The organism is Streptomyces sp. G45, from assembly GCF_049542095.1.
Lineage (GTDB): Bacteria > Actinomycetota > Actinomycetes > Streptomycetales > Streptomycetaceae > Streptomyces.
The window spans coordinates 91,599-118,588 of record NZ_JBMUZU010000001.1 but is presented as its reverse complement, the minus strand read 5'-3'; the positions used below and the strand labels follow the sequence as shown (position 1 = coordinate 118,588).

General features: G+C 72.1%; 20 protein-coding genes. 5 read left to right on the top strand and 15 right to left on the bottom strand.

Annotated elements, in window-relative coordinates:
- Window positions 1-6 precede the first annotated feature (6 nt).
- The 9 genes from ACOBQU_RS00475 to ACOBQU_RS00435 form a co-directional block, all read right to left on the bottom strand.
- Complete coding sequence (locus ACOBQU_RS00475) at window positions 7-879, bottom strand: geranyl diphosphate 2-C-methyltransferase (RefSeq protein WP_423623562.1); 873 nt, start codon at window positions 877-879, stop codon at window positions 7-9.
- Window positions 876-2,009, bottom strand: a complete 1,134-nt coding sequence (locus tag ACOBQU_RS00470) for a family 2 encapsulin nanocompartment cargo protein terpene cyclase (RefSeq protein ID WP_423623560.1) — start codon at window positions 2,007-2,009, stop codon at window positions 876-878. Before ACOBQU_RS00470 ends, ACOBQU_RS00475 begins: the two co-directional genes overlap by 4 nt.
- A gap of 61 nt (window positions 2,010-2,070) precedes the next feature.
- Window positions 2,071-3,501, bottom strand: a complete 1,431-nt coding sequence (locus tag ACOBQU_RS00465) for a family 2B encapsulin nanocompartment shell protein (RefSeq protein ID WP_423623558.1) — start codon at window positions 3,499-3,501, stop codon at window positions 2,071-2,073.
- A 507-nt stretch (window positions 3,502-4,008) separates the two neighbouring features.
- Window positions 4,009-4,749: a hypothetical protein gene (locus tag ACOBQU_RS00460; protein WP_423623556.1), complete on the bottom strand. Its 741-nt coding sequence runs from the start codon at window positions 4,747-4,749 to the stop codon at window positions 4,009-4,011.
- A gap of 45 nt (window positions 4,750-4,794) precedes the next feature.
- A complete protein-coding gene (locus ACOBQU_RS00455; RefSeq protein ID WP_423623555.1) occupies window positions 4,795-6,099 on the bottom strand; it encodes a hypothetical protein in 1,305 nt (434 codons plus the stop codon).
- 138 nt (window positions 6,100-6,237) lie between these two features.
- Window positions 6,238-7,842, bottom strand: a complete 1,605-nt coding sequence (locus tag ACOBQU_RS00450; protein ID WP_423623553.1) for a hypothetical protein — start codon at window positions 7,840-7,842, stop codon at window positions 6,238-6,240.
- Window positions 7,839-8,843, bottom strand: a complete 1,005-nt coding sequence (locus tag ACOBQU_RS00445) for a terpene synthase family protein (RefSeq protein ID WP_423623552.1) — start codon at window positions 8,841-8,843, stop codon at window positions 7,839-7,841. Before ACOBQU_RS00445 ends, ACOBQU_RS00450 begins: the two co-directional genes overlap by 4 nt.
- 40 nt (window positions 8,844-8,883) lie before the next feature.
- Window positions 8,884-9,945, bottom strand: a complete 1,062-nt coding sequence (locus ACOBQU_RS00440; RefSeq protein ID WP_423623550.1) for a polyprenyl synthetase family protein — start codon at window positions 9,943-9,945, stop codon at window positions 8,884-8,886.
- Window positions 9,938-11,284, bottom strand: coding sequence for a cytochrome P450 (locus ACOBQU_RS00435; RefSeq protein WP_423623548.1), 1,347 nt, complete (start codon window positions 11,282-11,284; stop codon window positions 9,938-9,940). The genes ACOBQU_RS00440 and ACOBQU_RS00435 overlap by 8 nt, the downstream gene beginning before the upstream one ends.
- Before the next feature lie 1,237 nt (window positions 11,285-12,521).
- Here ACOBQU_RS00435 and ACOBQU_RS00430 point away from each other — a divergent pair.
- Window positions 12,522-12,827, top strand: a complete 306-nt coding sequence (locus ACOBQU_RS00430; RefSeq protein WP_423623546.1) for a hypothetical protein — start codon at window positions 12,522-12,524, stop codon at window positions 12,825-12,827.
- Window positions 12,824-13,621 carry a hypothetical protein gene (locus ACOBQU_RS00425; protein WP_423623544.1) on the top strand — a complete coding sequence of 266 codons (798 nt, stop codon included), beginning with the start codon at window positions 12,824-12,826 and terminating at the stop codon, window positions 13,619-13,621. Before ACOBQU_RS00430 ends, ACOBQU_RS00425 begins: the two co-directional genes overlap by 4 nt.
- Window positions 13,622-13,771: 150 nt before the next feature.
- On the opposite strand, the gene ACOBQU_RS00420 is transcribed toward ACOBQU_RS00425, so the two are convergent.
- Window positions 13,772-14,671 (bottom strand): EamA family transporter, encoded by a 900-nt coding sequence (locus ACOBQU_RS00420; RefSeq protein WP_423623542.1) that lies wholly within the window; start codon window positions 14,669-14,671, stop codon window positions 13,772-13,774.
- A 114-nt stretch (window positions 14,672-14,785) separates the two neighbouring features.
- Here ACOBQU_RS00420 and ACOBQU_RS00415 point away from each other — a divergent pair, with 114 nt between their 5' ends.
- On the top strand, window positions 14,786-15,343 hold the full coding sequence (locus ACOBQU_RS00415) for a CGNR zinc finger domain-containing protein (protein ID WP_423623540.1): 558 nt from the start codon (window positions 14,786-14,788) through the stop codon (window positions 15,341-15,343).
- 165 nt (window positions 15,344-15,508) lie between these two features.
- Here the strand turns inward: ACOBQU_RS00415 and ACOBQU_RS00410 are convergent, their stop codons facing one another.
- Complete coding sequence (locus ACOBQU_RS00410) at window positions 15,509-16,108, bottom strand: CGNR zinc finger domain-containing protein (RefSeq protein ID WP_423623538.1); 600 nt, start codon at window positions 16,106-16,108, stop codon at window positions 15,509-15,511.
- A gap of 122 nt (window positions 16,109-16,230) precedes the next feature.
- On the opposite strand from ACOBQU_RS00410, the gene ACOBQU_RS00405 reads away from it, so the two are divergent.
- Complete coding sequence (locus tag ACOBQU_RS00405) at window positions 16,231-17,298, top strand: alcohol dehydrogenase catalytic domain-containing protein (RefSeq protein WP_423623536.1); 1,068 nt, start codon at window positions 16,231-16,233, stop codon at window positions 17,296-17,298.
- A 130-nt stretch (window positions 17,299-17,428) separates the two neighbouring features.
- On the opposite strand, the gene ACOBQU_RS00400 is transcribed toward ACOBQU_RS00405, so the two are convergent.
- A complete protein-coding gene (locus ACOBQU_RS00400) occupies window positions 17,429-18,628 on the bottom strand; it encodes a serine hydrolase domain-containing protein (RefSeq protein WP_423623534.1) in 1,200 nt (399 codons plus the stop codon).
- A gap of 437 nt (window positions 18,629-19,065) precedes the next feature.
- Between ACOBQU_RS00400 and ACOBQU_RS00395 the strand changes: the two genes are divergently transcribed.
- Entirely contained in the window at window positions 19,066-19,476 is a 411-nt protein-coding gene (locus ACOBQU_RS00395; RefSeq protein ID WP_423623532.1) for a hypothetical protein, read from the top strand.
- Between the two features lie 234 nt (window positions 19,477-19,710).
- Here ACOBQU_RS00395 and ACOBQU_RS00390 read toward each other — a convergent pair whose 3' ends face one another.
- The 3 genes from ACOBQU_RS00390 to ACOBQU_RS00380 all read right to left on the bottom strand — a co-directional run bounded on the left by ACOBQU_RS00390 (window position 19,711) and on the right by ACOBQU_RS00380 (window position 26,984).
- Window positions 19,711-20,811 carry a terpene synthase family protein gene (locus ACOBQU_RS00390; protein WP_423623531.1) on the bottom strand — a complete coding sequence of 367 codons (1,101 nt, stop codon included), beginning with the start codon at window positions 20,809-20,811 and terminating at the stop codon, window positions 19,711-19,713.
- A gap of 351 nt (window positions 20,812-21,162) precedes the next feature.
- Window positions 21,163-23,724, bottom strand: a complete 2,562-nt coding sequence (locus ACOBQU_RS00385) for an amino acid adenylation domain-containing protein (protein ID WP_423634173.1) — start codon at window positions 23,722-23,724, stop codon at window positions 21,163-21,165.
- A complete protein-coding gene (locus ACOBQU_RS00380; RefSeq protein ID WP_423623529.1) occupies window positions 23,619-26,984 on the bottom strand; it encodes a condensation domain-containing protein in 3,366 nt (1,121 codons plus the stop codon). The genes ACOBQU_RS00385 and ACOBQU_RS00380 overlap by 106 nt, the downstream gene beginning before the upstream one ends.
- Between the last annotated feature and the right edge of the window lie 6 nt (window positions 26,985-26,990).

The window sequence follows — 26,990 nt, the reverse complement described above, 5'->3', positions numbered from 1 at the left end:
CGCCGTTCACACGCGGTCGGCGGCGATGAGCAGGTAGTGGAAGCTGCCCTCCGTGTAGGCGGTCAGGAAGGACTGCTCGATGCCGGTGGCCAGGGCGGACCGGGCGCGCAGCTCCCAGTACGGGATGGCCTGTGCGGTCAGGTCGATGACCTCGATGGGGACGAGGCCGTTGGCGGCGAGCGCGGCGAAGTAGGCGCTGCGGGGGTGGATGTTGCAGGTGTAGTGGCTGTCGATGCGGCTGACGGCCTGGGAGCGGCCGCCGGTGACGTCGTTGGAGCAGCCGGTGACGCACACGTACCGCCCGCCGCGCTCCAGCAGCCGCGCGAACTCCGCGAACGCCTCGTGCAGATCCACGTACATGGTCGTCTCGTTGGTCCACACCGCCCGCAGGGACGCGGCGGCCAGCCCGGTGTCGAGCATGTTGCGGAAGTGGAACCGCACCTGGTCGGCCACTCCGCGCCGCTCGGCCTGGGCGTTGGCGAAGCCGACCTGGTACTGGGAGATGGACACGCCGTCCACGCGGCAGCCGAAACGCTGATGGGCCATCAGGCTGGTGCCGCCGCGCCCCGAACCCGCGTCCAGGACACGCGCGTTGGGCGGTACGGGGCCGAGGTGGTCCAGGAGCAGATCGGCCTGGGCGCTCTCCAGGCGGTGCAGCTCGCCGGTGATCCGCTGCTCGCGGGAGTGCCGCGGCCCGTCGAGGACGGACGGGTCGTAGGCGCCTATGCCGTAGTGGTGGTGGTAGAGGCCGTCGACATCGCCCAGCCGCAGGTTGACGTCGTCGTGCTGGTGGGTGTCCCAGTACGCGGCCACGGCGCGCTGGTAGTCGGTGCGCAGCACCGGAGCGGTGGTGGGAGTGGTGGTGGGAGTGGTGGTCATGCCGGGTCTCCTTCGTCGCTGGTCCGCTGCCGTCTCCGCGGGGGCTGTGCCCAGGAGGAGAGGCCGGTGGGTGGGGATGAGGCGTAGCGGGGGTTGCCGTGGTGCCAGGCGTGGTTGCCGCCGCACCAGGCGCTGACGCCGACCAGGTAGCGGCGCAGTTCGGGCGGTCCGGCCAGGGCGAGCGTGGCGGCCTGCGCCTCGTAGTGGCGCATCAGCTGGTTGTGGAGGGCGGCGCCGCGTTCGATCGCCTCGGGGAGGGAGCAGTTGTCCTCGGCGGCGATGGACAGCGGCAGGTTGAAGTCCTGCCCTGTGTCGCGGGCTTCGCGGTGCACCGAGTACAGGTCGTTGAGGAGCGAGGAGGCCAGGGTCGCCGTGGTGAGGGTGTGCTGGAGGCGCGGGTCGGACCAGACGTCGTCGGCGAGCTGGTAGCCGCCGACCGCGTCGATCACCGCCAGGCAGGGGCGGAAGCTGTTGGCCTGCCGGTTGACGAGGTACTCCCACACCGCGGGCACGCGGGAGGTGGCGCGCCAGGTGGCCTCCTGGGCCATGCCGGGGAACAGGGAGGTCATGGCGTGGCGGGCGCGGGTGACTTGGGCGGGCGTGGCCACGGTGGCCAGGTGCTCCACCGCGGAGCGCACCGCCGTCAGGACGGGGTCGTCGCGTACGGCGTCGTCGAACTCGGTGGCGTAGCGGCCCGGCAGCCGCAGCCGGTCCGCGGCCGCGGCCGCCGCGGCCAGACGTGAGCCCAGGAGGTGGGGGGCCGCGCCGAGCGTGGTGTCGTCGCAGTAGTGGTCGTCCATCGCCCACGCCGCGAGGGTGCACCGCGCCGGGGCCAGGAGGCGCTCGACGTCGTCGGTGTCGGGGTAGCAGAGCATGACGAGGCGCCCGAAGTCGGCGGCGCGGATCTCTTCCAGGCGCCCCGGGTAGATGCCGACGTCCGCCGCCCAGTCGAGGAGCCGGTCGTTGACCGTCTCGCCCAGGGCCCGGTCGTCCCGCAGCGGCCCACAGGTGTGCAGCTCGGGGACGGCCTCGGCGGCGCTGTCGGGGAGGGCGGGACGACGAAGCAGGAGGCGGGCCGCTTCGGTGCCCAGACCGGTCGGTCCGGTCGGCACGGTCGGTCGGGCTGGCACGGTCGGTCCGGTCGGCACGGGGGATACGGCGGAAACAGGGGATGCGGGGATACGGGAGGCATCACCGCTCCCTGGCATCGTCGTAGTGGCCGACCTCCGCGTTCTCCAGGACGCCCAGGGCGCTGGGCAGCAGCACGGCCACCGAGAAGTAGGCGCTGACCAGGTAGGAGATGACGGCCCTGTCGTCGATGCCCATGAAGCGGACCGACAGGCTGGGCTCGTACTCGTCCGGAATGCCCGTCTGGTGCAGGCCGATCACGCCCCCGTTGTCCTCGCCCGTGCGCAGCGCGATGACCGAGCTGGTCAGCGTGTCCGATATGGGGATCTTGTTGCAGGGCAGGAACGGCACCCCGCGCCACGCGACGACGTGGTGGCCGTTGAACTCGGTGCCCGGTTCGAAGATCCCGGCGCGGGTGCACTCGCGGGCGAAGGCGGCGATGGTGCGCCGGTGGGCGAGGAAGAACGTGGTCTGCCGCCGCATGGACAGCAGTTCGTCCATGTCGTCCGGGGTGGGCGGTCCGGTGCGGGTGGAGATGCGCTGGGCGGGGTCGGCGTTGTGCAGCAGCCCGAAGTCGGGGTGGTTGACCATCTCGTGTTCCTGGCGCTCACGCACCGCCTCGATGGTCAGCCGCAGCTGCTGCTCGGTCTGGTCCATCGGCCCGTTGTAGAGGTCGGCCACGCGCGCGTGGACGCGCAGCACGCTCTGCGCGACCTGGAGCGGATACTCCCGCGGCGACGTCTCGTAGTCGACGAAGGTGCCCGCCAGTTCGGGCTCGCCGCTGTGCCCGGAGGCCACCTCGATCTCCGACTCCCCGCGCCGGTTCGTCCGCGGCCGCGGACGGGTGGCGTACGCCGTGATGTGCTCGGCGAGCCCCGGCGCGCGCTCGGTGATCCTCGCGAACTCGTCGCGGTCCAGCACCATCAGGGTGCAGGGCGTCTTCGCCGTGAACGTGAACTGCCAGGGCTGCTCGGCGGCGAGGCACTGCTCGCCGAAGTAGTCGCCGTCGGTGAGCGTGCCGTGCGAGACCTGCCCCGCGTACTCGCTCTGCCCGGCCTTGTCCACCTTGCCGTGCGCGATCACCACGACGCGGTCGGCTTGCTGCCCGGCCTCGGCGATCACCTCCCCGGCAGCGGCCTCGCGCTGCTCGAACGCTCCGGCCAGGGCGTCGAGGACCTGGCTGTCCGTGAAGTCCCGCAGCAGCGGTATCTCCCGCAACTCCTGGGGGATCACCCGGATCCGGGACCCGTTGACGTCCAGGTCGAACCGGCCGTCTCCCACGGTGTAGGTCAGGCGCTGGTTCACCCGGTACGTACCGCCCGCCACCTGCACCCACGGCAGGATCCGCAGCAGCCAGCGCGAGGAGATCCCCCGCATCTGCGGCAGGGACTTGGTCGTATGGGCGAGATTCCGCGCGGCCGTCGTACTCAGACTCGTCTGCGACAGGAAGTGCATCGGGTCCTGCGCATGCGCGACGCCCTCGCTGGAGGGCATGGATTCCGGCATAGGAGCCTGCCTTCTTCGTCACCAGCGCAGCGCTCCACCGGCCCCCTACCGGGCGCTGACACAAGCGATACCTGGATGAAGACCGCCGCCTGGCCCCGACTTCGCCCCCGGCCGGTGACGGTCCACCACAGTCAAGGGCCTTCGCGGTCGATGAGCAACCGGACAGAGCCAGTGGAGCGAACGCGCCACATCGCGCACCACCAGCGACGATCGCGACACCGTCCGGCGACGCCGGGCGCCCGCGCATGGCCGGTACCCCAGGGTGTCCAGTTGCGGTGCCGCCATCGCGCGGGTGGCTTCCCGGCCGGAGACCCGCTACGCGGGGTTGCAGTCGCACCTGGGCCCTGCCCGCCGTGCTCCGGTTGGCGGCGGCGCGTTCGTGCAGGAGCTGTGGAATCCTCCGACCTGACTCCACGTCATGAAGACAGATTGTCCAGGGAGTTAGTGGTGCCTGACCCTCGGGTTGCCGTATGGCCAGGCATGCCTGACCAGATGTCAGAAGTACCTGGTGAACGGGGAGGCGTCCACGGCGAGCATGCCCGTGAACGGATGGTCGAGCTGGTAGATCAGCAGGACCATGAAGGTGATGAGGGCGGCGAGGCCCATCACCATCACCACATGGGTCCAGCTCCGCTCCACACCGAACATGAACATGAACGCCACGCTGAGGATCCCGCCCAGGATGAGCCCCACCCACAGCGCGGGCGCCAGCCCGCCGTCCGCGTCGCCCTCCCGGCCGCGCCGGGCGTCGTCCAGAGAGCCGAGTTCGGCGAGGACCTCCTGAGCCGTCAACTGCTGTGAGGGCGCGGTATCGACGGCCGCACGGCTGGCCTCACGCACCGCAGACAGCAGGCCCCAGCCACGTTCACCGAGCGGTTCACCGGCGGCCATCGCCGGAAACTCCACGTCGACCACATGGCGCACATACGCCTCGATGCCGGAGCGCACCTCCCGCGCCTGGCGCCGGGGGAGGCCGTCGGACAGGAGGCGCACCTGGTGCGCGGCGCTCGCCTCGGTCCGGGTGTGCGCCTCGGCCGCCGAGCGGGTGTCCCACACCGACACCAGAGCGATCCCGAGCACCAGCGCGTAGAGCACACCCACCATCATCGAGATGTACTCGGCCACGTCCTCGCGCGGTTCGTCGTCCGGGCCGGGCGGCCAGAAGCGGTGCTTGGCCGCCACGCAGGCCGCGGCCAGCAGCGATACGCCGAGGATGATGGCGAGGGTTTCGAACATCGGGGCCGGGCTCCTGTCGGGACGCGGTGGGTCGAGGTGGGTCGGCTAACCCCGGCGGAACCCGAGCACGGCGGCCGCGACGGCTGCGGGGAGCAGCAGGACGAAGAGGGCCGCGAGGAGGCCGAGCCCGGTGGGGCCCGAGCCCGAACGGTAGAAGCGGCCCAGTACCGACCCTCGCTCGTCGCGCTGCGCGCGTGCCTCGGGCGGCACAGCGCCTCCGCCCGTGTCCGTGCCCGCCGCCACCTCGGCAGGCGGCTCCTCGGGGACCGCGGGCTCCCCGGCGGCTTCGGGACCGATGCCCGGGGCCGCGACACCGACCGGAAGAGGCGGCGGAGGGGGCGCCCCCACCGCCCCCGGCAGCAGCGGCACCGGCAGTGCCTCCGGAGGTACCGGTACCGGGGCGGGAAGCGGTCCCGCGGCTGCTGGAGGCCCGGCCGGTCGCGGCGCCGGGGTCGGCGGCCCGGTGGGTCTCCCGACGGGTTGCCGGGGCTCCGTCGGTCTGCTCGGCACGGGCCGGGCAGCGATCGTGAAGCGCCGGAACGCGTGCGCGGTGAGCGTCGGGGGCGCCACCGTGCCGCCCGCGAGGCCGATCGTGCGCACCCTCGCGCCCCCCGCGGCGACCCCCGCGCTGACGTACGTCCCCGGGGTCCGGCGCACCGTGGAGCGGCACGTGACGGACCGCCCCGGAGGGAGCCTGCGTACGAGGGCCCGTCCGCGTCCGCAGTCGACGCGCGCACCGGTGAGCGGCGGATCGCCGAGCCGAATGGCGTGCACCGTCAGGTTTCCCGTGTTCCGCACCCGGTACGTCACGGCCGCCCCTCGGCCCTTGACCCTCACGCCCTCCGACAGCGCGAGGCCGCCGCCGACGCCCGCGTACCCGGACCGCGCCCGGGCCACCGCGCGGGCCCGCAGGTAGGGGATGCTCCCCGAAGCCACCACCTGGCCGGTCCACACACCGGGGCGCGCCCTTGTGCGGGCCGTGCAGTGGACGAAACTGAGCCCGCGCAGCATCCGCACCCGGTCACGGCCGCCCGGGCAGCGGATCGCGACGCCCGGCAGGCCCGGGTCGACCAGCCGCACCTGATACAGGTCCGCTCCGCCCCGGTTGACGAGACGGTAGGTCTTGACGACCGGATCGCCCACGCGGACGCCCGGTCGCAACGCACCGAGCCCGGGGCGGGAGTTCACGGTCACCCGAAGCGCCAGCCCGTTCCTGCCCGCGCCGTCGGCCACGGCCGGGCCTGCCGGAACCGCGCCGATCACCACGGCCGGAACGGACGAGGCCAGCACGAACAGGACACGCCACCGCGTGCGTCGCCGTCGGCACTCCGCACGACTGTCGATGATCACATCGGCATCCTCGCGGCCGACGGCGCCCCGCGAGCCGCACGGCACGCCGGAGCGCGCGGCTCGGCGGCTGAAGATCCCCCGACTGCCATGGGCGGTGCGCCCGACCCCCGCAGCCCGCGGCCGCGCGCCTGTGCGCCGTCATCCCGCCGATGGCCAGCCCTTCGGCGGGACCTGACGGTCGCTCAGGTAGCCGTGTCCCCTACGTTCCGTACTCTCCGTAGCGGTCGGGCTCGGTGAGGCGGGTCGCGGTGAGGAGGGCCGCGTGGGCAACGGCCTGGTCCACGCGGGCGGGGCAGTAGGGCTCCTTGCCGATCCAGAGGCGGCAGCCGCAGGGCTGGTCGGCTGCCTGCCAGCTGACGAGCCAGTCGGCGGCGCGGTGGAGGGCCGTGGCGAGGGCCCGCGGTGCGCTGGCCAGGTGGTGGGCGGCGAGAGCGAGGACGGCGTACCCGGTCTCGCCCGCGGTGGCCTGCTGGCGGGCGCCCCAGCCGCCGTCGGACTTCTGGGCGCGCAGGAGGGCTTGGACGCCGCGGTGGGCACCGGGGAGTGAGGGAGGGCGATGACGACCTGGGCCGTGGTGTAGATCCAGGAGGTGTGCCATTTGTCGCCGGTCCACCGCCCGTCGGGTTGTTGCCGGTCCGCGAGGTAGCGGCGGCTGGGTTCGGCCGCGCGGGAAGGTCCGTGAGTCGGCCGAAGGCGGGCGTGGGTGGCTAGGGCGTGGACGGCGTGCGCGGTGGTGGTCAGCGAGGGCTGCAGCTCGCCGGGGTAGGTGCGGTAGTGGTCGTGGTGGCGGAAGCGGTCGAGGACGCCGAGGTCGCAGGGGCGACCGGCCAGGGTGAGGACGGCGGTGGTGGTGGCGGTGATGTCGCCGTCGGCGGTGAAGTGGTCGCTCATGCCGATGCCGACGGGGGTGAGCGAGGCATGGAGCAGGTCGAGCTGGCGCGCGCAGGCGGGGGCGAGCCCAGGGTGGTGGAGCAGCCCGGCCAGCGCCAGGGCATGGAGTGCCCAGGCGCGTTCGAAGACGTCGATGGGCCAGACGGTGGGCATCAGGGGCGGGCAGGCGGCGGTGGCCCGGGTCAGGTAGCCGTGCAGCATGTCGGTCGTCGGCGCGCCGTACGCGGCTCGGCTGAGCGCGGTCGCGGTGGCGGCGGGGCTGTGGCCGATGCCGGTGCTGCCGTCGACGGGCAGGGGAGCGTCGGGACTGCCCCAGGCTTCCCAGGAGTGCACGGCTGCGGTTCCGGGGGCGTGGGGTGCGAGGCGGGCGATGAGGCGGCGCCGCCGCGTCCCCAGGGTGCGCAGCGCCTCGTAGGGGGCGGTGGGCGCGTCGACGCGGGCGGCGCGCGCCTCGTCCAGGAGCGCGGGCAGGAGCAGTTCGAGACCGACGGGAATGTCCTGCGGCACCGGGCCGCCCCAGTGCGTGGGCGCGTGGCGCTGGAGGAACCGCGCGCCGCGTCGGGCTGCCGACCGGTGGGCGGGGTAGGAGGTGAGGGCGAGGACGGCGGCCAGGGTGGGCAGGTCCCGGGCGAGCGGCGTCAGCGGGGCGCCCCAGCCCCCGTCGGGTCGCTGCTGGCTGGTCAGCCAGCGGAGCATCTTCCCGGTGTGGGGCCGGTCGGGGAGGAGGCTGGCGACACGGGCGGTGTCGTAGACCGACGGGGTGATGAGTCCTCCATCGGTGCCGAGCTCGTCGATCAACCGGCTCAGGCGGCGTACGGCGTCGTCGCGGGCGGACTCCGTTCGGGGACTCACCGCTCGGCCCTCGCGGAGGAAGACGCGCGAGGTGGAGTGGGCGGGACGTGGTAGCGGGGGGCCGCGGCGTGCCAGGCGATGGCATCCGCGGCCAGGCGTTCCAGGTCGGTGAGGTGGCTCAGCAGGGCCGGGTGCCGCAGTCCCAGGCGAGGCAGCGCGGCCTTGAGCCTCATATAGGCGGACAGCTCGCCTTCGATGGCGTGCGCGGTGGCGTCCACGCCCTGCTGCAGGGTCAGGCCCCGCTCCGCGCACAGCACCAGCACGACGTTGACGGGGCGTTCTCCGCGCAACTCCTTGGCCAGTGAGAACAGGTCATTGACCAGGACGTGGTGGTTGACGAGGAGCTGCGACAGCGCCTGGACGAGGGGGTGGTCCAGCAGGTGGGCGGGCACGGGGACGCCGCTGGCCAGCGGCAGCAGTTCAGTCAGGGGCCGGATGCCCAGCACGTGCGGCCGCAGCTGTCGGTACTCGGCCAGGGAGGGGACCGCGCATCGGCGTTGCAGGTCGACTTCCCACAGGTGCGCGCACCAATACTCCCGCAGTGTCGTGCGGTAGCGCTGGGCGTGGTGGGACGGGCCGAAGCGGCGCAGTTCCCGGGCGACCAGTCCGGTTGCCCGGATGAGTGGGAGGTCGTGGGGGCGCGGGCGGGAGCCGTCGAAGACGGCTAGGGCCCGTTCGTAGACGGCCGCCATGTCGTCGGCGCGGTGCAACCGCCCTTCCTCGTCCCGTTCGGCGATCCAGTCCTCGTGCAGGCAGGACAGGGCGTTGTTCAGCATGATCAGCCGCAGGCCCCGCCGGGACGAGGCGGGGTGGAGGCGGCCGGTGAACTCGCCCAACCGGATCCCGGTGAGCGTACCCTCCAGGGTGTCCGGCATTCCGCCGTCCTGGAGCAGCTCCCGCACCTCCCGCTCCACCTGTTCGCTGTGGGGGTGAGGCCGGTCGGCGAAGGTCGAGGGAAACGGACAGGGGACATCCGGAAGAACGAAGGCTTCCCCGGGCATGTGGTGCGGCTCCCTTCGGCGTCCTGCGGCAGTGGCGGTCTCAGGGCCGGGTCAGCAGTTCCGCCCAGCCCCTCAGCTCCGCGGCGACCTCGGGCGCGAAGACGGCCGGGTCGACGGCGGCGAGCGCCGCAGCGCGCAGAGCGTGGATACGGTCCTCGACCAACCGGCGGGCGCCGGTCGCTTTCAGCAACTGACGGGCCTCGGCCGCCTGCTCGTCATTCAGACGACGGTTCCCGAGCAGTTCCAGGAGCCGTCCGCGCTGGGCCGGACCCGCTCGGGCCAGTGCCAACGCGGTGAGCAGCGTGCACTTGCCGTCCCGGAGGTCGTCCAGGCCCGACTTGCCGGTGGTGCCCGGATCGCCGAAGACCCCCTGGAGGTCGTTGCGGAGCTGGAAGGCATCCCCCAAGGGCAGCGCGAACGCCGACAGCCGCTTCAGGACGGCGGCCTCGGCACCGGCCAGCACGGCCCCGAGGTGCAACGGCCCCTCCACGGTGTACTTCGCCGTCTTGTCGCGCGCGATGGCCATGGCACGGCGCCTGTCCGTACTACCGGTGCCAGCGGACAGCAGATCCAGATACTGCCCGCACATGGTGGCCTCCCGCATGGTGTCCATCACCCGCCCTGCCGCGTGCAGCTGCCGCGACGGCAGGCCCGCGGAGCGCAGCATGTGATCGGACCACACCAGGGCCATGTCCCCGAGCAGGATCGCACCGCACACCCCGAGTCGGTCGGCGTCCGGACGGCCGCGGTGGACGGCGGCCAGCGCCCGGTGCGCGGTGGGCCGCCCCCGGCGCAGCGCGCTGTCGTCCATGACGTCGTCGTGCAGCAGCGCGAACGCGTGGAACATCTCCAGCGCCGCCGCTACCCGGGTCAGCGTCTCCGGCAGGCCCTGGCCGCCCGCCGCGCGCCAACCCGCCACGCACAACAGCGGACGCAGGCGCTTGCCCCCGGAGAATAGGTAACCGCCCATCACGTCCAGCAGTTCTGACGGCACGGCATGGGCCCGCGCGAGAAGCGACCGCAGGTGCGCTTCCACGGCCTGGCGGACCGCGTCCGCGCCCAACGGGTGCTCCAGACACGGGCCGTGTGCGGTGTCACTCACCACGGGCGTGGCCACGGGCCAGGACGCGCAGACGCATGCCTCTGGGAACCAGAGCCGTCTCGACCGCCACCTTCGGGGCACGGCCGACCGGCACCAGCTGCCAGCGTGACGTGATGTGCGCCAGGGTCAAGGCCATCTCGGTCACGGCGAAGCGGTCCCCGATGCACTGCCGGGCCCCCGCACCGAACGGAACGAAGGCCCCCCGCGCCCGGGGCGCCTCCCAGCGGCCGGGGAGGAAGCGGTCCGGTTCCGGGTACAGGTCCGGTCGGCGATGCATGATCCAGGCGCTGAAGGCGACCGTCGTCCCGGCCGCGATCGAGGCCGCGCCCAGGGTGGTGTCCCGGGTCGCCTGACGCGTCAGCAACCAGCCCGGCGGGAACAGCCGCAAAGTCTCGGTGATGACCTGTTCCGCCTCGGGCAGCACGGGTGGGCCCGCGCCCGGCACCTGCCCCGCGGCCAGTGCCCGAGCGGCCGCTCTGTGGACGCGGGTCTGCTCGTGCGGATGAGTGGCCAGCAGGTACAGGGCCCACGCCAGTGTGGAAGCGGTGCTCTTCGTTCCCGCGACGAAGAACGTCATCATCTGGTCGGCGACCTCCTGCTCGGTCAGCCTCAGGTCGGCATCGGAACCTGCGGCGTCAGCCGCCTGCAGCAGGGCGGACAACAGGTCTCCGTGGTCCGCCGGAGCGGCGCGCCGAGCCGCGACGATGCCGCCGATGCGGTCGCGCATCCGGCTCAACGCCCGCTCGTAGCGGTGGTTTGCCCTCGTGGGGAGGTGGTTGACCGGTTCCGGAACGATCGATCGGCGGAACATGCGCTCCACCACGACGTCCACATCGTCGATCATGCCGTCGTGAGCCCGCCCCTCTCCCGAAGCGGAGAACATCGCCCGCACCAGGATGCGCGTGGTCAGCCTGTTCGACTCGCGGGCGGCATCGATGACCTGACCGTGTCGCCAGGAGGCCGCCAAGTCGGCGGCCAGCTCGGACATCGCCCTGGCGTAGACCGCCATGCGGTCCGGCTGGAAGGACGGCTGGCTCAGGCGCCGCAGCCGCCGGTGCTCACGGGCCGGGCAGGTGGCGAGGCCGCTGCCGAGCAGCTCCCTGAGCCGGTCGTAGAGCGGGCCTCCTTTGTCGAACGTGGTCGTGTCCAGCAGGACCTGACGGGTCAGGGCCGGAGTGCACACCATGACGACGCGATGAGGGCCCAGGCCGACCCGCACCAGATCCCCATGGGCGGGCAGCGAGGACAAGAAGGCCAGAGGGTCGCGCACCATACGCAGCCCGTGTCCGACCACCGGCAGCGCGCCCGGGGCGGACGCGATGGTCCCTGAGGCGGTCATGCACCGTACTCCGGGGCACGCTTCGGTACGACGATCACGGCACCTTCGTGGGCCGGGCCAACCTGGCCGCCCACATATCGCCTCTGATGCGCTGGCCACGCTCGACTGCTCACAGCCCGCCGCCTCTCGACCTCGTCCGTCTCGTCCTCGCCCGTACACGGGTTCGCGCCGCACAAGCGTTACAGAGCCTGGATGCCCGTGGCAGGGAGCGCGTCGCGCACCTGAAGCTCCGAGTCGGCGCCAGCCTTCAGCGCTCCGCTCCCGCGCGCACCACCAAGGAGTACCGCTGAGGTCCGTGGTGCCCACGAGCACGACTGTTCCGTACGGCGTGGGCAGTGCCAGGGAGGGCGGCGGGCGGTCACGGCCCACACGTCGTGTCCCCGTAGGGTTCGCGGTGAGCGAAGGCCGGATGGCGGAAGATCGGAATGCGGCGGGGCGATGTCGTTCGTGGGTGCCACCCCGTTCGAGTTTCGGTGAAGAGGCTCCGATTATCTCCGCGATACCGGGCACCCGTTCCCGTTGCCCATGGGGCATATGTCCGATGGGCGGGCGCTCTTCAGGGGTGGGGCTAATCGAACTGGGTGCCTATGGGTGAACTGTGAGAACCCTAAAAACACGCCCGGAATCCCTCTCGGAAGGGGTTTCCGTGGTGCAGTAGCGCTAAAACCCTCCCGAGGGGCGATTTCACAATCGCGCTTGGTGTTTCATTGGGGTGCTGAACACACGGCTTTTGGGAGCCCTTGCTCGGCATTGGCCGGTGGCCCATCGGGGGTGGCTCCCCCGGCGAGGCCCCGGCCTCAACCTCTACGGATGGTTCTCCAGGTGGTGCCCTGAGGGAAGGTCCTGCCCTGCTGCGGGGGCGGGGCCCTCTCGATCTTCGGGTGCCGCGTCCTTCGGGCATCGCGTTGTCCGGGCGCCGCGAAGCTCTCGCCGCCGCGGGCTCGCCGACTCCTGGAAAACGGCGCCCGGTATTCCACGCACGGACTGTCAGGGGCTTTTTGGGCCTTGGCCCCTGACAGTTCCTGACGGCTGCTCACGGGGTCTCTGCGGGAAAATCCCTCCGGGGAGCACGAATTGTATTCGGCTCACCCTTGTGGCGTAACATTCGGGGCTATCCGGTGGCAGGCCGTTAGCCGCGGTCGCGAAGGCCACTGGTCAGAGCAAGGTTTCCCAAAAAAACCCGCGGTCGAGCTTCGGACGTCCGATCGAAGCTCGACCGCCTCTCGAAAGAGATCATGTGTTCAACGACCTCTATGCCGCGGTCGTCCTGATCTTCGGGATTGTGCTGGCCGCAGCCTGCTACGCGGTGCGGCGCCTGGAGAGCGGGCCCAGTCGAATCGCCGCCGTCCTCACGGCACTCGCGCTCCTCGTCGGGGCGCTGGTGCCGGTCATCCGCACCCTGGCCGAGTCGGCGTCCCCGCCCGCCGACGTGGTCGCGCCAGCGGCCCCGCCCACCAGAGTCGCGCCGGATGCGCCCCCGGACACCGGGGCGACGGCCACCGGCTCGGCGGCTCTTCCCCGTGCCGGGGCGAGGTGGCCATGAGTACGTCCCCCTCCACCTCCTCCGGCAGGAAGCCGGTGGAGATCAGGACCATCAGAACCCTCTTGACCGTGCGCGGTGGCCTGCCGCCCGACTCCGCGGAACTCCTCTCCCGCGTCTCCCGCCTGCGCAAGATGAACCGTGGCCGCGCCATGGTGCTCAGGGCCATGCGAACCGCGTACTTCCTTGTGGAGGGGTGCGTGGCGGAACTCGTACAGCCCGGCAAGATCCGCATGTGGCGAGAGGCGATGCTCTTTGAGGCCGTCACCGGCCCCGTGCCCTCTCCCGACCCGGGCAGCACGGAGGAACTGCTCTCGGCTCCGACGGAGGTGGCCGTCATCACCGCCATGTCGCCGTGCGTCCTCGTCGAGGTCCCCCACACCAAGCTGGCCTCGCTGGCGACCGCCGACCCCGCGATCGCCCTGATGCTCGCGCGCATGGCCGCCAAGCGGCACACCCTGACGGAACGGCTGTACGGCGCGACGCGGGCGGCCCCGGTCGCGCGCGTCGCCGCGGTGCTGAACTACCTGGCGGGGCCCACCCGGAAGAACGTCGTGAAGCCCAGGGAGGAGGACGGGGTCCTGGTCATGTCGACCACCCACGAGCTGGTGGCCTCGGGGCCGAGCCAGGCCGATATCGCCGATGCCCTCTGCCTGGGGCGGGCGACCGTCGAGAAGGCGATCGCCGAACTCCGCCAGGCCAAGGCACTCCGGTCCTTCGTCCCGGGCGAACGGGCCAACCGCTGCTACCCCATCGCGGACCAGGACCTCCTGCGACAGATCGCACTGGGAGGCTGAAGCAAGCGGCAGCACAGGCGCCCGCCCCCACCCAGGGGCGGGCGCCGCTACGTCCGGGGACGGCCTCGCCGTGGGGGAGTGGAGCCACCGGAACGGCACCCGTGCCAGCGCCGAGCTCAAGGCCGACAACGGCCGCCTGCGCAACGCCCGTTACGCGGCACGTTTCGACGCACCGCTGCCCGCGGCGACGGCCCCGCCCGCCCGCCGTACTGACCAGGCGCTGGCCAGGACGACCAGCGCGACCGCTATCAGCTGACGTGCAGTCAACTGCTCGCCCAGCAGGAGGAAACCGGCGGCCGCCGCCACGGCGGGGCTCAGCGCGAGAAGCACTCCGAAGGCGCGGACATCGATCCGCCGCAGCACCGTCATGTCCAGCGCATACGGAATCAGCGAGGACAGAACGGCCACGAGGCCGCCGGTGAGGAGCACCGCGGGGTGGGCCGCCACCGCGGCGCCGTCCGTGACGGCGGCGACCGGGGTGAGCAGGCAGGCCCCGCAGGCCAGCGCCAGCGTCAGGCCCGTCCAGTCGGAGAACAGCCGTCCGACCCGACCGCTCAGGACCACATACGCGGCCCGGCACACCGCGGCAGCGAGTCCCAGCATCAGCCCGGCGGCGGAGAGCGAAGCCCCCGGGCCCGCCAACAGCAGCACGCCCGTCAGCGCCAGCAACGCCACCGCGAGGTGCTCCAGCCGACGCGACAGAGCGATCGACAAGGCGAGCGGGCCGAGTAGTTCCACGGTCGCGGCCACGCCGATCGGCAGACGGCTGATGGCCTGGAAGTACGCCACGTTCATGGCCGCGAAGACCACGCCGAGCGACATCACCGCGCGCCACTGCGCCGCCGTGACCCGGCGCAGGGACGGCCGGACGAGCAGCCACAGGATCACGGCGGCGAAGAACAGCCGCATACCAGCCAGAGCCGACGGGCCGACGGCCGCGTACGCGCCCTTGGCGACAGCCGACCCCGCCTGCAGACTCGCGATCTGGACCAGCACCAACGTCGGTGCCGTCGCGGCCCGTTGACGTAGCAGAGGGGCGGTCTGCACCATCGTGCCTCCGAGTTGTCGTCGTCGCCGGTGTGGTCCGGCGAGCCGCGGTCGTCGAACGGCGCCTCAGCCGGTCGACCCGGTGCGGCCCGGGGCCTACGATGATGTAATGGTCTTATGCAGTTCAACCATTACGGTGGCGAGGCCGCCCGCCTCGCCGCGGACCTGGTCAACCTGACCGAGCCGCCCCACCCCACTGACCTGGAGCCGCTGCTGGCCGCGCGCGGCGTGGTGAACCGCACCCTCACCGCCGCGCAGGCCGGGACCATCTGGGCCTGGAGCCGACGGCTGGCCGCCTGCTTCGGGCGCCAGGACCTCGACGAACGGTGCGACGCGGTCAACTCGCTCCTCGCCGACGCTTCGAGCAGCCCCCGGATCTCGCTGCACGACGGACGGCCGCACCTGCACTACAGCACCGCTGGCTCGGACCCGGCCGCGCACATCCGCGCCATCACCGCCGCCGGACTCGCCTACGTCATCTGCTCCGCCGACGCCGAGCGGCTGGGCCGCTGCGCGCGACGCGGCTGCGCCCTGGCTTTCGTCGACACCTCCCGCAACGGGCGACGTACGTATTGCTCGGTGCGCTGCGCCAACAACGACGCCGTGGCCCGCCACCGCGAGCGACACCACGCGAGCGCGACGTCGGCAACCAGGCGGAGAACATCGCGCTCCTAGCGACCTGCCGCGGGTCGTCGCCCCGGCGGCGGACCGGGGACCGGGTGTTGCGGGCGCCGCCCCCCCTGCGCGCCGATCGCGCGGCCACTCATGGAGAGGGACGGCAGAGGGGCGACGCCTCCAGGACCAAGCCGCTAAGAGCCGGACGCGTGGTCGGGTCCCCGGTCAGGACGCGCTGTGCGACCTGGCCCGGTAGGTGCGCTTCTTGGCGAGGGCGCCGCAGGTCTTCATGGAGCACCAGCGGCGGGCGCCTGCCCGGGAGGAGTCGACGAACGGCGTACCGCACGCGGGGTTGCCGCAGATGCGGACGCGTGTGCGCAGGTCCGAGCGGCACAGCTCGATCAGGTCCCGGGCGACCATGGAGAGCACCGCCGCGACGCCGTCCCCGTACCAGCGTACGGAGGTCGCGTCGTCCGAGAGTTCGGGCACGGAAGGGGGCTCGGCGGCCGCGCTGTTGATGAGTGCGATGTCCTCGCGGGCGGGAGCGGCCGCGCCCGCGAGGGCCTGGCCCGTCCGCTGGATCGCCTCGCGCAGTCGCCTGGCGTGGTCCAGATCGGCTTCGGTGCAGACCGGCGCCGCCGTGGTGCAGCCGCTCTCCACGCTCCAGCGGCCCAAGTCCTCCGGCCGGGCCAGCCGTTCGAAGGGCGTGTCCGTGCCGCGGTCGGCCACCGTGCCGACGAGGGCGAAGCACAGACGCGCGTCGTCGAAGCGGAAGTCGGCCTTGGTGCGCTGGCGACCCGCGCGTCGGCCGTCCTGGTCCTTCATGTCCACCACTTTATGCGGTTGACAACGCGCAGGGCAAAAACATAGCTTCCATGTCCACCACTTCAACCAGTGGACATGCTGAGTGTCTTCGCCGTGTCACGGACCACAAGGAGGCCGCGCTCGTGCGTGCCGCAGTCATAGAAGAGCTGAACGAGCCGCTCGTCATCCGCGACGTGCCCGACCCCGCATGCCCACCGGACGGCGCGGTCCTGCGCGTCGGCGCCAACGGGATCTGCCGCACCGACTGGGCGCTGTGGGCCGGGAATTTCTGGACGGGCGGGCCGAGCGTCCAGCCCCCGTTCGTCCTCGGCCACGAGTTCGCGGGCACCGTCGTGGAGGTCGGCCGGGACGTACGGGGATGGACGGAGGGCGACCGCGTCATCTTCCCGATGAACCCCGGCGAGGGCTCCTGCGAGATGTGCCGCAGCGGCCACCAGCAGGTGTGCGAGCACGTGGACTCGCTCGTCCCCGGGGTGTCCTACTGGGGCGCCTTCGCCGAGTACGTCATGGTCCGCTTCGCCGACGTCAACCTGGTCCGGGTGCCGGACTCCGTCGGCTTCGTCGACGTCGCCGCCCTCGCCTGCCGCTATATGACCGCCTTCCACGGCGTCGTCGACCAGGCGAAGGTCCGCGGCGGGGAATGGGTCGCGGTGTACGGAGCGGGCGGCGGCATGGGCCTGTCGACGGTGGAGATCGCCGCGGCGACGGGCGCCAACGTCATCGCGATCGACATCGCGGACGAGAAGCTGGCGGCCGCCCGCGCGCTGGGCGCGGTCCACACCGTCAACGCGGCGAAGGACGAGCCCACGGAGGCGGTGAAGACCCTCACCGGGGGCGGAGCGCACGTGTCGGTCGATTCCGTCGGAATCGCCGAGGCCTGCCGCAACTCCGTCCTGTCCCTGCGGACGCGGGGCCGCCACCTCCAACTTGGGCACACCACCGCCGCGGAGAAGGGGGACGTCCCGCTGCCGATCGACGTCATGATGGTCAAGGAGCTGGAGTTCCTGAGCGCGTTCGGCATGCAGGGCCAGCGGTTCGGCACGATGCTGAACATGATCGCCGCAGGCCGCCTCGACCCCGGCCGGATCGTGACCCGCACCGTAGGCCTCCATGAGGCGAGCGGGGTGCTGGAATCCCTGGAGACGTACGGGCCGACCGGCCTGGTCGTCATCGACGAGTTCCAAGCCTGAGCCGCCCCGCCCCGGCGCGCCACCGCCCGGAACATCGCCCGGAACGGCGGCACCCCTGCCCTCCGGCGCTCGGCTCACCGCCACCGGCGCGCGCCGGGCACGGCCTGGTTCACTTCGCGCACGGCCCGGTTCACTTCGCGCACAAGGCCTTGTCGGTGAGCGCGTCGACCTTGGCGTAGGCGTCCTCGGCGGGCATCTTGTCGGCGGTGGCGGCGATCGTGGCGGCGCGGCCCTTGTCGGTGACCCCGCCGTACGTGTGGTAGCCCGGAATGTCACCGCCGTGCCCCCACATCAGGCCACCGCAGCTCAGCGGGGTGCTGATGAGCCCGAGTCCGTACCGGATCCCCTTGCCCTGCTCGTCGAAGTCGTCGGGCGTCCTGACGGTGGTGCGCATCTGGGCGAGCTGCGCGGGCTTGAGGAGCTTGCCGCCGAGCAGGGCGGAGAAGAACCGGTTCAGATCCCTCGGGGTGGAGATCATCTGCCCGGCGGCCCAGCCCCAGGAGGGATCGATCGTCGTGATGTCCTCCAACGGCGCCCCGGGCTTGGCCGCGTGGTAGCCGCGGGGGTGCGGCCCCCGGATGCTCTCGTCGCCCACCCCCGGGAAGTAGGTGCGGCGCAGCCCGGCGCGGTCGATGACCCGCTGGGTGATCTGTTCGGCCAGCGGACGGCCGGTGACCTTCTCGATGAGCAGCCCGGCGACGACGTAGTTGGTGTTGTTGTACGCCCACTTGGTGCCCGGCGCGAACTGCGCCTTGTGCTTCAGCGCGATGTCGACCAGGTCGCGGGGCTGGTAGTAGGTGTGACGGGCCTTGCCCACGATGTCCTTCATCAGGTACTCGGTGTAGTTGGGCAGTCCGCTGGTGTGCTGGAGCAACTGGCGTACGGTGATGTCGCGGCCGTCGATGCCGTCGCCGCGCAGCAGCTTCGGCAGATACCGCTCCACGGGCGCGTCCAGACTGACCCTGCCCTCACCGACCAGTTGCAGCACCACCGTCGCGGTGAACGACTTGGTGTTGCTGCCCGCCCGCACCTGCCCGTCCACCGGCACCTCGCTCCTCGTTCTCAGGTCGCCGACGCCAGCGGTGTAGTCGCGGGTACGCCCGTCGGGCCCGACCGTGGACATCAGAACGGCGGGGACCTTGGTGTCGGCCACCACGCGCTCCATGTCCTCGCGCAGCGAGTCACGCGGGCCGTGCGGCTGCGCCGCGGACGAGGGCAGCGTGCCAGCGACCCCCAGGGCGGCGGCCGTCACCGCCACCACCGCGACGGCTCGCGGCCGCCTGCCGGAACGGGGCTGGAACCTCGTGGACCGCTGCGGACGTACTGACACAGTGAACTCCCTCACAGAAGAAGGCGGATGGCCTGGGAAGACCCGACGCCCTTCATCCTCCGCACCCAAGATCTACCGAGCCATCGGGATAACCCCCCTTCCTTGGGTAGGGTCCTGCCCCCCTTTCTCGGGGAGCCCGCTCCCGCAGGCGGGGCAGCGATCCTGCTCTGTGGCGGTGGACGAGGCCGCGGCGACCGTGGTGGAGAACGGAGACACCGCACCGCTGACGCGCCCGCGCAGCGCGAACGGGACCGGACGGCTGGACGGCGGCGCCACGGGCCCGTACGCACGCGCAGCGGCACGGCCCGAGGAGCGACACATCGTTGGGGGTGGCGGTATCGGCTCAGCAGGAACCCGGAGGCACCCCGGCTCTCTCCGCTGGGCAGGTTGAGGAGCTGGCACGCCTGTCGGAGACCTACCTTCAGACGCGCGCCGACATGGTGACCACCAACCCGCCCACCTTGAGGCGCGCGAGCGTGAAGGCCACGCCTCCCATGAGGGACCGCCTTGAGGAAGAGTTCACGAAACTCAGGGCGAAGGGCAGGACGTACGAGGAGGCCGACGGGGGATACACCAAGGCCGCCGTTGACGTCACGGTCGACGACTCCTCACGGAAAGGAGACACCGCTACTCTCCGCGTCACAGAAGACGGCCGTCTCCACATGCCGTTCACGGCGGGAGAAGTGGCGGCGGGAGCCCCTGAATACGAGGAGTACTCGCTGTCGCACACGATCGAGTTCACGCGGCAGCCTGACGGCGGCTGGCTGCTCTCCTCGGACCAGGCCGATGCGGGTTCGGGCCCGACCCCCAGCACCCAACTGGCGCAGCCCGACACCGTGGACGAGTGACTTCGGCAGGACAGGTGCCGTCCGTCGGAGCCGTTGCCCGCAATCCTCGAGCGCGGCGCGCCGGGCCTTCTGATGGGGAGTCAGATCATGGATGTCCCCCCGTTCGTCGATTCGGTGCCACGCGTCAGCCCGGACACCGTGTGCCGATGGTGTCGTGGCCGCGACCGTCGCGGCTGCCAGCAGCGCCGCCCGGACGGCTCGGTGGCGCGAACAGGATTCCGCCGGGACTGGTCCTCACCGACCGCCGATGGCCCCGCGCCCAGCGTTCCCGAGAGCCGGTCTCGTCAGGCGGGCGGCCGACGTACCGAGGCCGTGCGGCTGGCTCGGCAGGGGCGTGCGATGCCAGGAGGACCGGTGGTAGCGCCGTGTTTCCAGGTGCCACTGGAAGTCACCGGCGAGCCAGTCCTTCAGGCCGCCGAGGTAGCGCCCCACAGCCTCGGCGGTGGCGCTGTCGGTGCCTTCCGCGGTGAGCACGGCGGGGATGTCCACGGCCACCAGCCGGTCGAACAGGCCCAGGCGGGCAGCGAGCAGGCGGTACGTGGCCTCGGCTGCCCGCCCCTCAGGGTCGCCGGTGTGCGCCTGGAGGACCACGACCGCGTTGCTGACCTCCTGTTCGTACTCGGTCTCCCGCCGGTAGGACACGAGGTCGTTGTGGAGGTCGATGACGTCGGCGAAGGCGTCGAGCGCCCTCACGAACACGGGACGTGCCAGCAGCTCCGCGGGCAGGTCCACATCGAGGACGTACTCGACCAGCTGCGCGGCCCAGAGGACGCCGCCAGCGGCCCGGCGCATCTGCACGTAGTCGACCGGTTCGGGGACCAGGCCGCGGGCCAGATTCTCGACCTCCCACAGCGCGTCGTCGAACAGGTTGGGGATCCGGCCGCCGAGGCGGTCGCGCCAAGCCGTGGAACGTCTCGCGGCGGTCCGTGCCCACAGGTCCGCAAGCCCGCGCTCGGCCGGATTGGCCGCCTCCGGCGGAGCGCCCGCGCCGGTCCCGGCGAAGGCCGACAGCCTGGCCAGGAACGCCCGCGCGCCGGGGACGTCGCGTGGCCGCTTGAACCGTTCCAGCATCAGGTCGTCGAGATACCAGCTCCACACGTACCAGTCGGCCATCAGGCCGAGCAGGCCCCCGTCCGCGCTGGGGTGCACCAGGCTGGCGAACGACGGCAGGTCGAAGTCGGCGAAGTCCCGCTCGTCCCAGATCCGGAAGCCGGGCTCGGCGGCCGGGCCGAGGATCCCGACCCGCCGCGCCCACCGGGCGCTGTCCGTCCGAGTCGCGGCCACGTCCGGGCTGCGCCGCACCGGATACGGCGGTTGGAAGGTCTGCCCGAGCATCTGCCCTCCGTCACTTCGTTGTGGACGGAGGCCATCGTGCCCAGGACCGGCGACAGGGACAGGCCCGTACCGCCGCATGTCACCCCATCAGGGCAACCGAGCCCCCGGCCTTGGCGAGAGCCGCGGGCACCGGCCGTGCTGGCGCGGCCGCGCGGAACCCGCACACGGCCGATGCCACGCCCCACAGGCCCGGCGGCTGACGCCCGGCGCGGAGACCTCGCCGTCTGCTCGCCTGGAAGCTCGGCGCCCGCGTGACCGGGGGCCGTCCACTCGCCGCACCGTTGGCGACGGCCCCGTCGGGAGCGGGCGTCTCGCGTCGCCTCCGCGAGGTGAGGCGAGACGCCCGGGTGTTCACCGGTCGGACTTGCGCAGGCGTTCCTCGATCAAGGGCACGATGCCGCTCAGCACCTCCGGTGTCACCATCGTGTGGTGCTTGGACTCCACGAAGTGGCAGGTGATGTCGCCGTCTATGTGGTCCCTCCAGGTGTCCGCGTCGAGGACCGAGAACGGCCGGTCGGTCGCGGCGAACAGGACCAGGTCAGTGGCGACCCGCCCGTGCCGGTGGTCGCTCGTGAGGCGCAGGAAGTGCTGGTTGCGCCGCTGCAGTGCCACCATCTCCGCCTCGGACAGGGAGCCGAGGGCGGTACCGGTGGTCCGGGCGATCTCGGCGAACTCCTCATAGGTGCCGCACGGGCCTTCCACCTCCACCCCCATCACCTCCAGGAGCACTTCGAAGGCCTGGCCCGGACGGTTCACCTCGTCCCACTCCTCCTGCCGCAGGGCCCTGGCGGGCTCGGAGTCCAGGGCGAAGACGACCTCGACCCGCTCCCCGGCGCGCGCGAGCTGCGCCGTCATGGCGTGGGCCACGATTCCGCCGAGCGAGTGGCCGAGCAGGTGGTACGGGCCCGTCGGCTGAACCCGTCGCATCGCCTCGACGCAGTCCGCGGCGATCTCCTCGACGCTCGCCGGAAGGTCCTCGGGGCTCCCCAGCATGCGGGACTGGAGCCCGTACACCGGGATGTCGGTGCTCAGCAGCGGCAGCAGGTTGGCGTAGCTCCAGCAGTCGCCGCTGCCCTGGTGCAGGCAGAACAGCGGCGGCATGTCGCCCGTGGTGCGCAGCGGCAGCAGAACGTCCACGGCGCTGTCGTCGCTGCCGTCCGTGAGGTGCCCGGCGAGCGAGGCGACGGTCGCGTGGGTGAAGACATCACGCAACGGGACGTCGACGCCCATGACCTCCCGGATACGGGAGATGAGCGTGGTCGCGAGGAGCGAGTGCCCGCCCAGCTCGAAGAAGTTGTCGTCGACACCGACCGTGCCGATCCCCAGGACCTCGGCGAACAGGGTGCCCAGGATCTCCTCCCGCGGTGAGCGCGGCGGCCGTCCCGCGGTGCCATCGGCGAGATCGGGCGCGGGCAGGGCCCGGTGGTCGATCTTCCCGTTGGGTGTGAGCGGGAGCCGGTCGAGGGTGATGAGGGTGGTCGGGACCATGTGCTCGGGGAGCCGTTCCCGCAGGCGGGTGCGGATGTCGGCGGTGGAGGGTTCGGTGCCGGGGGTCGTCGGGACGAGGTAGGCGATGAGGCGTTGGTCGCCGGGGGTGGTCTCGTGGGTGGTGATGACGGCTTGGGAGACCTGGTCGAGTGAGGTGAGTGCGGTGTGGATTTCGGCGGGTTCGATGCGGAAGCCGCGGACCTTGATCTGGTTGTCGGTGCGGCCGAGGTGGTGGAGCTGGTGGTCAGCGCTCCAGCGGACGCGGTCGCCGGTGCGGTAGAGGCGGGAGCCGGGTTGTCCGTAGGGGTTGGCGACGAAGCGGTCCGCGGTCAGCGCGGGGCGGTTGAGGTAGCCGCGGGCAAGACCCGATCCCTCGATGTACAACTCGCCGGGAACCCCGGGCGGGGCGAGGCGCAGGTGCTCGTCGAGGACGTAGAGGCGGGTGTTCGGCAGCGGCAGGCCGATGGGCACGTGGGCGGTGGACAGAGGTCGGCTGATGGTGGTGAGCGCGGTGGATTCGGTGGGGCCGTAGACGTTGTGGAAGTGGCGTTCGGGGGTGGCCCATCGGGTGACGAGGTCGGGTGGGCAGGGTTCGGCGCCGACGAGGAGGGTGCGTAGGTGGGTGAGGGTGCGGGGTGTGTCCTCGGGGAGTGTGGCGAGGACCGAGGGCGGGATGAAGGCGTGGGTGATGCGGCCTTCGGCCAGGACTCCGGCCAACTCGGCGCCTGCCAGGCGGGATTGGGTCGGGATGACGAGGGTGGCACCGGCGTGGAAGGCCATGGCGTATTCGAGGATGGAGGCGTCGAAGCTGGCCGAGGAGAGTTGTATGACCCGGCTGCCAGGCGTGACCTCCCCGCGGTCGGTGAGGGCGGTGCCCAGGCCGGTGAGGCCGGTGTGGGTGGCGGTGACGCCCTTGGGGCGGCCGGTGGAGCCGGAGGTGTAGATGACGTAGGCGGTGTGGTCGCAGGTGAGCGGTGCCGTGCGGTCGGCGTCCGTCGGATCGGTTTCGGCTGACCGGTCCCACTGCGCCCGCAGCTCAGGGTCATCGACAGCGACCAATCGCGCGGACAGGTCTCGCGACAGACCCTGGGCCGTGGCCCGGCTCGCGAGGACCAGGGCGGGCTCGGCGTCCTCGACCATGAGCCGTACGCGCTCGGCCGGGTAGTCGGGGTCGATGGGCAGGAACGCGGCGCCCGCCATGGTGATGCCGAGCACCAAAGCGACCTGCTCGGAAGAGCGGGGCAGGGCCACGCCGACAAGGTCCTCGGGGCCGAGGCCCTGGCTGATGAGCCAGTGCGCGATCCGGTTGGCGCGCTCGTTCAACTCCCGGTATGTCCAGGCGTGTTCGGCGTCCTCGATCGCGAGGGCGTCGGGAGCGGAGACGACCGCGGACTCGAACAGGGCGGACAGCGTGGCAGGCGCCACCCGCTCGGTGACCTCCGCCCGCCGGGACAGCAGCGACCGCTCCGCCGCCGTGAGCAGCTCGGCGTCGCCGACGCGCAGCTCCGGGTCGTCGACCGCGGCGGCCAGGAAGCACCGCCAGCGGTCCACGAACGCCTCGATGGTCTCCGCGTCGAACAGCTCCGTCGAGTACTCGACGTCGAGTGACATCCCCGCGGCCACGGGCCGCCCCCGTCGGCTCCCGCGAAGGTCTCGGAGAGCGTGAACAAGAGGTCGTACCGGGACGTCCCGGTACCGGTCCCCTCGGTACGGATGCTCAGGCCCGGCAGGTCGAACTGGGCGTCCTCGTTGTTCTGCAGGGCGAGCGCGACCTGGAACAGCGGATGCCGGGAGGCGGACCGCGGCGGGTTCAGCCGCTCCACCAGGCCGTCGAAAGGCACCTCCTGGTGGGTGTAGGCGGCGAGGCTGGTCTCGCGCACCTGCCGCAGGAGGCGCGCGAAGGACGGGTTCCCCGAGGTGTCGGTGCGCAGCACGAGGGTGTTCACGAAGAACCCGACGAGGCCGTCGAGGCTCGTGTCGGTGCGGCCCGCGATCGCGGTGCCCACGGGGATGTCGGTCCCCGCCCCCATGCGGGTCAGCACCGCGGCCAGCGCGGCCTGGAGCACCATCTGCACGGTGGCGCCCGAGGCCCGCGCCAGGTCGGTGATGCCCTGGTGCAGTGCGGCGTCCAGCGTGTGATGGACGAGGTCGCCGGTGTGCGTGAGGGCGGCCGGACGCGGCCGGTCGGTGGGCAGGGTGACCTGCTCGGGCAGGTCGGCCAGGTGGTGCGCCCAGTAGGCGTGCTGGCGGCTGAGGAGGCTGTCGGGGTCGGTGTCCGAGCCCAGCAGCTCGTGCTGCCACAGCGTGTAGTCGGCGTAGCTGACGGGCAGCGGCTCCCAGCCCGGAGCGCGGCCGGTCAGCCGTGCCGAGTAGGCGGCCGTCAGATCGCGGGTGAGCGGGGCCAAGGACCACCCGTCGGCCGCGATGTGATGGAACACCAGGGACAGGACCGACCGGGTGGGGCCGAGCGTGAAGAGCTGGGCGCGCAGCGGCACCTCGGCGGCCAGGTCGAAGGCGTGGCGCGCGGCGGAGGCCAGCGCCCCGGCCAATTCGTGCTCGTCGACGTGGCGCACCGGCAGGTCGAGGCCGACCTCGTCCGGCGCGAGGAGCCGCTGGTAGGGCTTGCCGTCGGCCACGGCGAAGACGGTGCGCAGCGTCTCGTGCCGGGCGACGACGTCGTCGAGCGCCGCCCTCAGCGCCGCGACGTCCAGGTCACCGGTCAGACGCAGCACGAACGGCATGTTGTACGTGGCCGAGGGGCCCTCCAGCTTGTGCAGGAACCACAGGCGCTGCTGGGCGAAGGACAGCGGCAGCCGTTCGGGCCGCCGCGCCGCCCGAGTCAGCGGCTTCCTCGCCTGCTCGGCGTCGTCGAGGTGCGCGCCGATCCCGGCCACCGTGGGATGCGCGAACAGCGTCCGCAGCAGGACCTCCACGCCCAGCGTGGCGCGTATGCGGCTGATCAGCTTCGTGGCGAGCAGCGAGTGCCCGCCCAGGTCGAAGAAGTTGTCGTCGATGGTGACGGGCGCGGGCAGCGCGAGGATCTCCGCGAACAGCGCGCACAGCGTCTCCTCGCGGGGCGTGCGCGGGGCACGGCCGTCACCGGGGGAGTGGTGGCCGGGGGCGGGCAGGGCGCGGAAGTTGACCTTGCCGTTCGGCGTGAGCGGGATCTCCGAGACGGGGATCAGAGCGGACGGCACGAGATGCCTCGGCAGCCGCTCCTTGAGGTGCTGACGCACCTCGGTCAGGACGGCCGCCGTCGCCGACGTGTTCGCGGGCGTGTTGGTGTCCGCGGGCGGCACGGTGACGGAGTCGTACGTACCGACGCGGACGCCCCCTGCCGAGGACACCGGCAGGAGCAGGGCGTCGAAGGCGTCCACGGCGTGCGCGTTCCACGTGGTGCGGGCGAGCAGGCCGTGGGCCTCGGCCCAGGCGTGCACGGTGTGCGGGTCGACCGCGGCGGGGTCGGGCCGGTCGAGGAGTTGGCGGATATGCTCCAGCGGGGTGTTGTCCGCTGTGGCCCGGTGGGCGGCGACCTCACGGGTCAGGCGCGCGTTGGGGATGCCGGTGACGCGCACCGGACCGGCCGCGGCCAGGCGTGCCAGGACGGTGTCCGGGCCCTCGCCGGGCTGGTCGTGTCCGGGCCAGGCGACGGCGGGCAGGGCGCCGAGGTCGGCCGGGTCGGGTGCGGTGTGCAGGACGACGTCGTAGCGGTGACGGGTGAGCTCGTTGTGGGCCGTGCCCCGCTTGAGGCGGATGTCGACGCCGGTGGTGCTCGGGTGACGGCGGGCGAACTCGGCGAAGTAGGCCGGGTGCACGAGGAGTTCCTCCTCGGTGAGGACCGCGCGCTGGACGCCGTCGTAGAGCGCCGACGTCGTCGCGGCGGTGAGCGCGGGAGCCTGCGCGGCGGTGTGCAGGGCGGGCAGCAGGGCGTGGTGGCGGACGTCACCGACGACGATCCGCCCGCCGGGCGCCAGATGCCGCAGCGCCTGGTCGAGGACGTCGGACAGATAGCGGCGGCCGGGGAAGTACTGGATCACCGAGTTGACGACGATCGTGTCGAAGTGCCCGGTCGGCAGCCCCGTGAAGTCGTGCGCGGGCTGGTGCCGCACGTGGACGTGGTCCCAGTGCCGGGTCTGCTCCGCGAGGCGGTCCGCGGACGCGGCGGACAGGTCGGTGGCCCAGTACGACTCCACGTGGGGTGCCAGCGGGCCGAGCAGCAGACCCGAACCGGCGCCGATCTCCAGGACGTGGCGGGGCGCGTGCTCCCGGATGAGGGCGACCGTGGCGTCCCGCCACTCCCGCATCTCCTCGACCGGGATGGCCTGCCCGGTGTACGTGCTGTTCCAGCCGTGGAAGTCGCTGCCGAGCGGCAGGGCGGGCACCTCCGTGTACACGGAGTCGTAGATGGTCTGCCACTCGGTGACGTGCTCCTGGCCCGTGGCCTCGTCGGTGGCGGGCACCACGTACGCGATGAGCTGCCGGTCACCGCTGGACGTGCCGGTGCCCGCGCCCGAGTCGTGGGTGGTGACGACGGCCCGGGCGACGGCGGGGTGGGCCGTCAGAGCGGCCTGGATCTCGCCGGGCTCCACGCGGAAGCCCCGGATCTTGATCTGCTCGTCGCTGCGGCCCAGATACTCCAACTGCCCGTCGCCGCCCCACCGCACCAGGTCGCCGGTGCGGTACATGCGGGC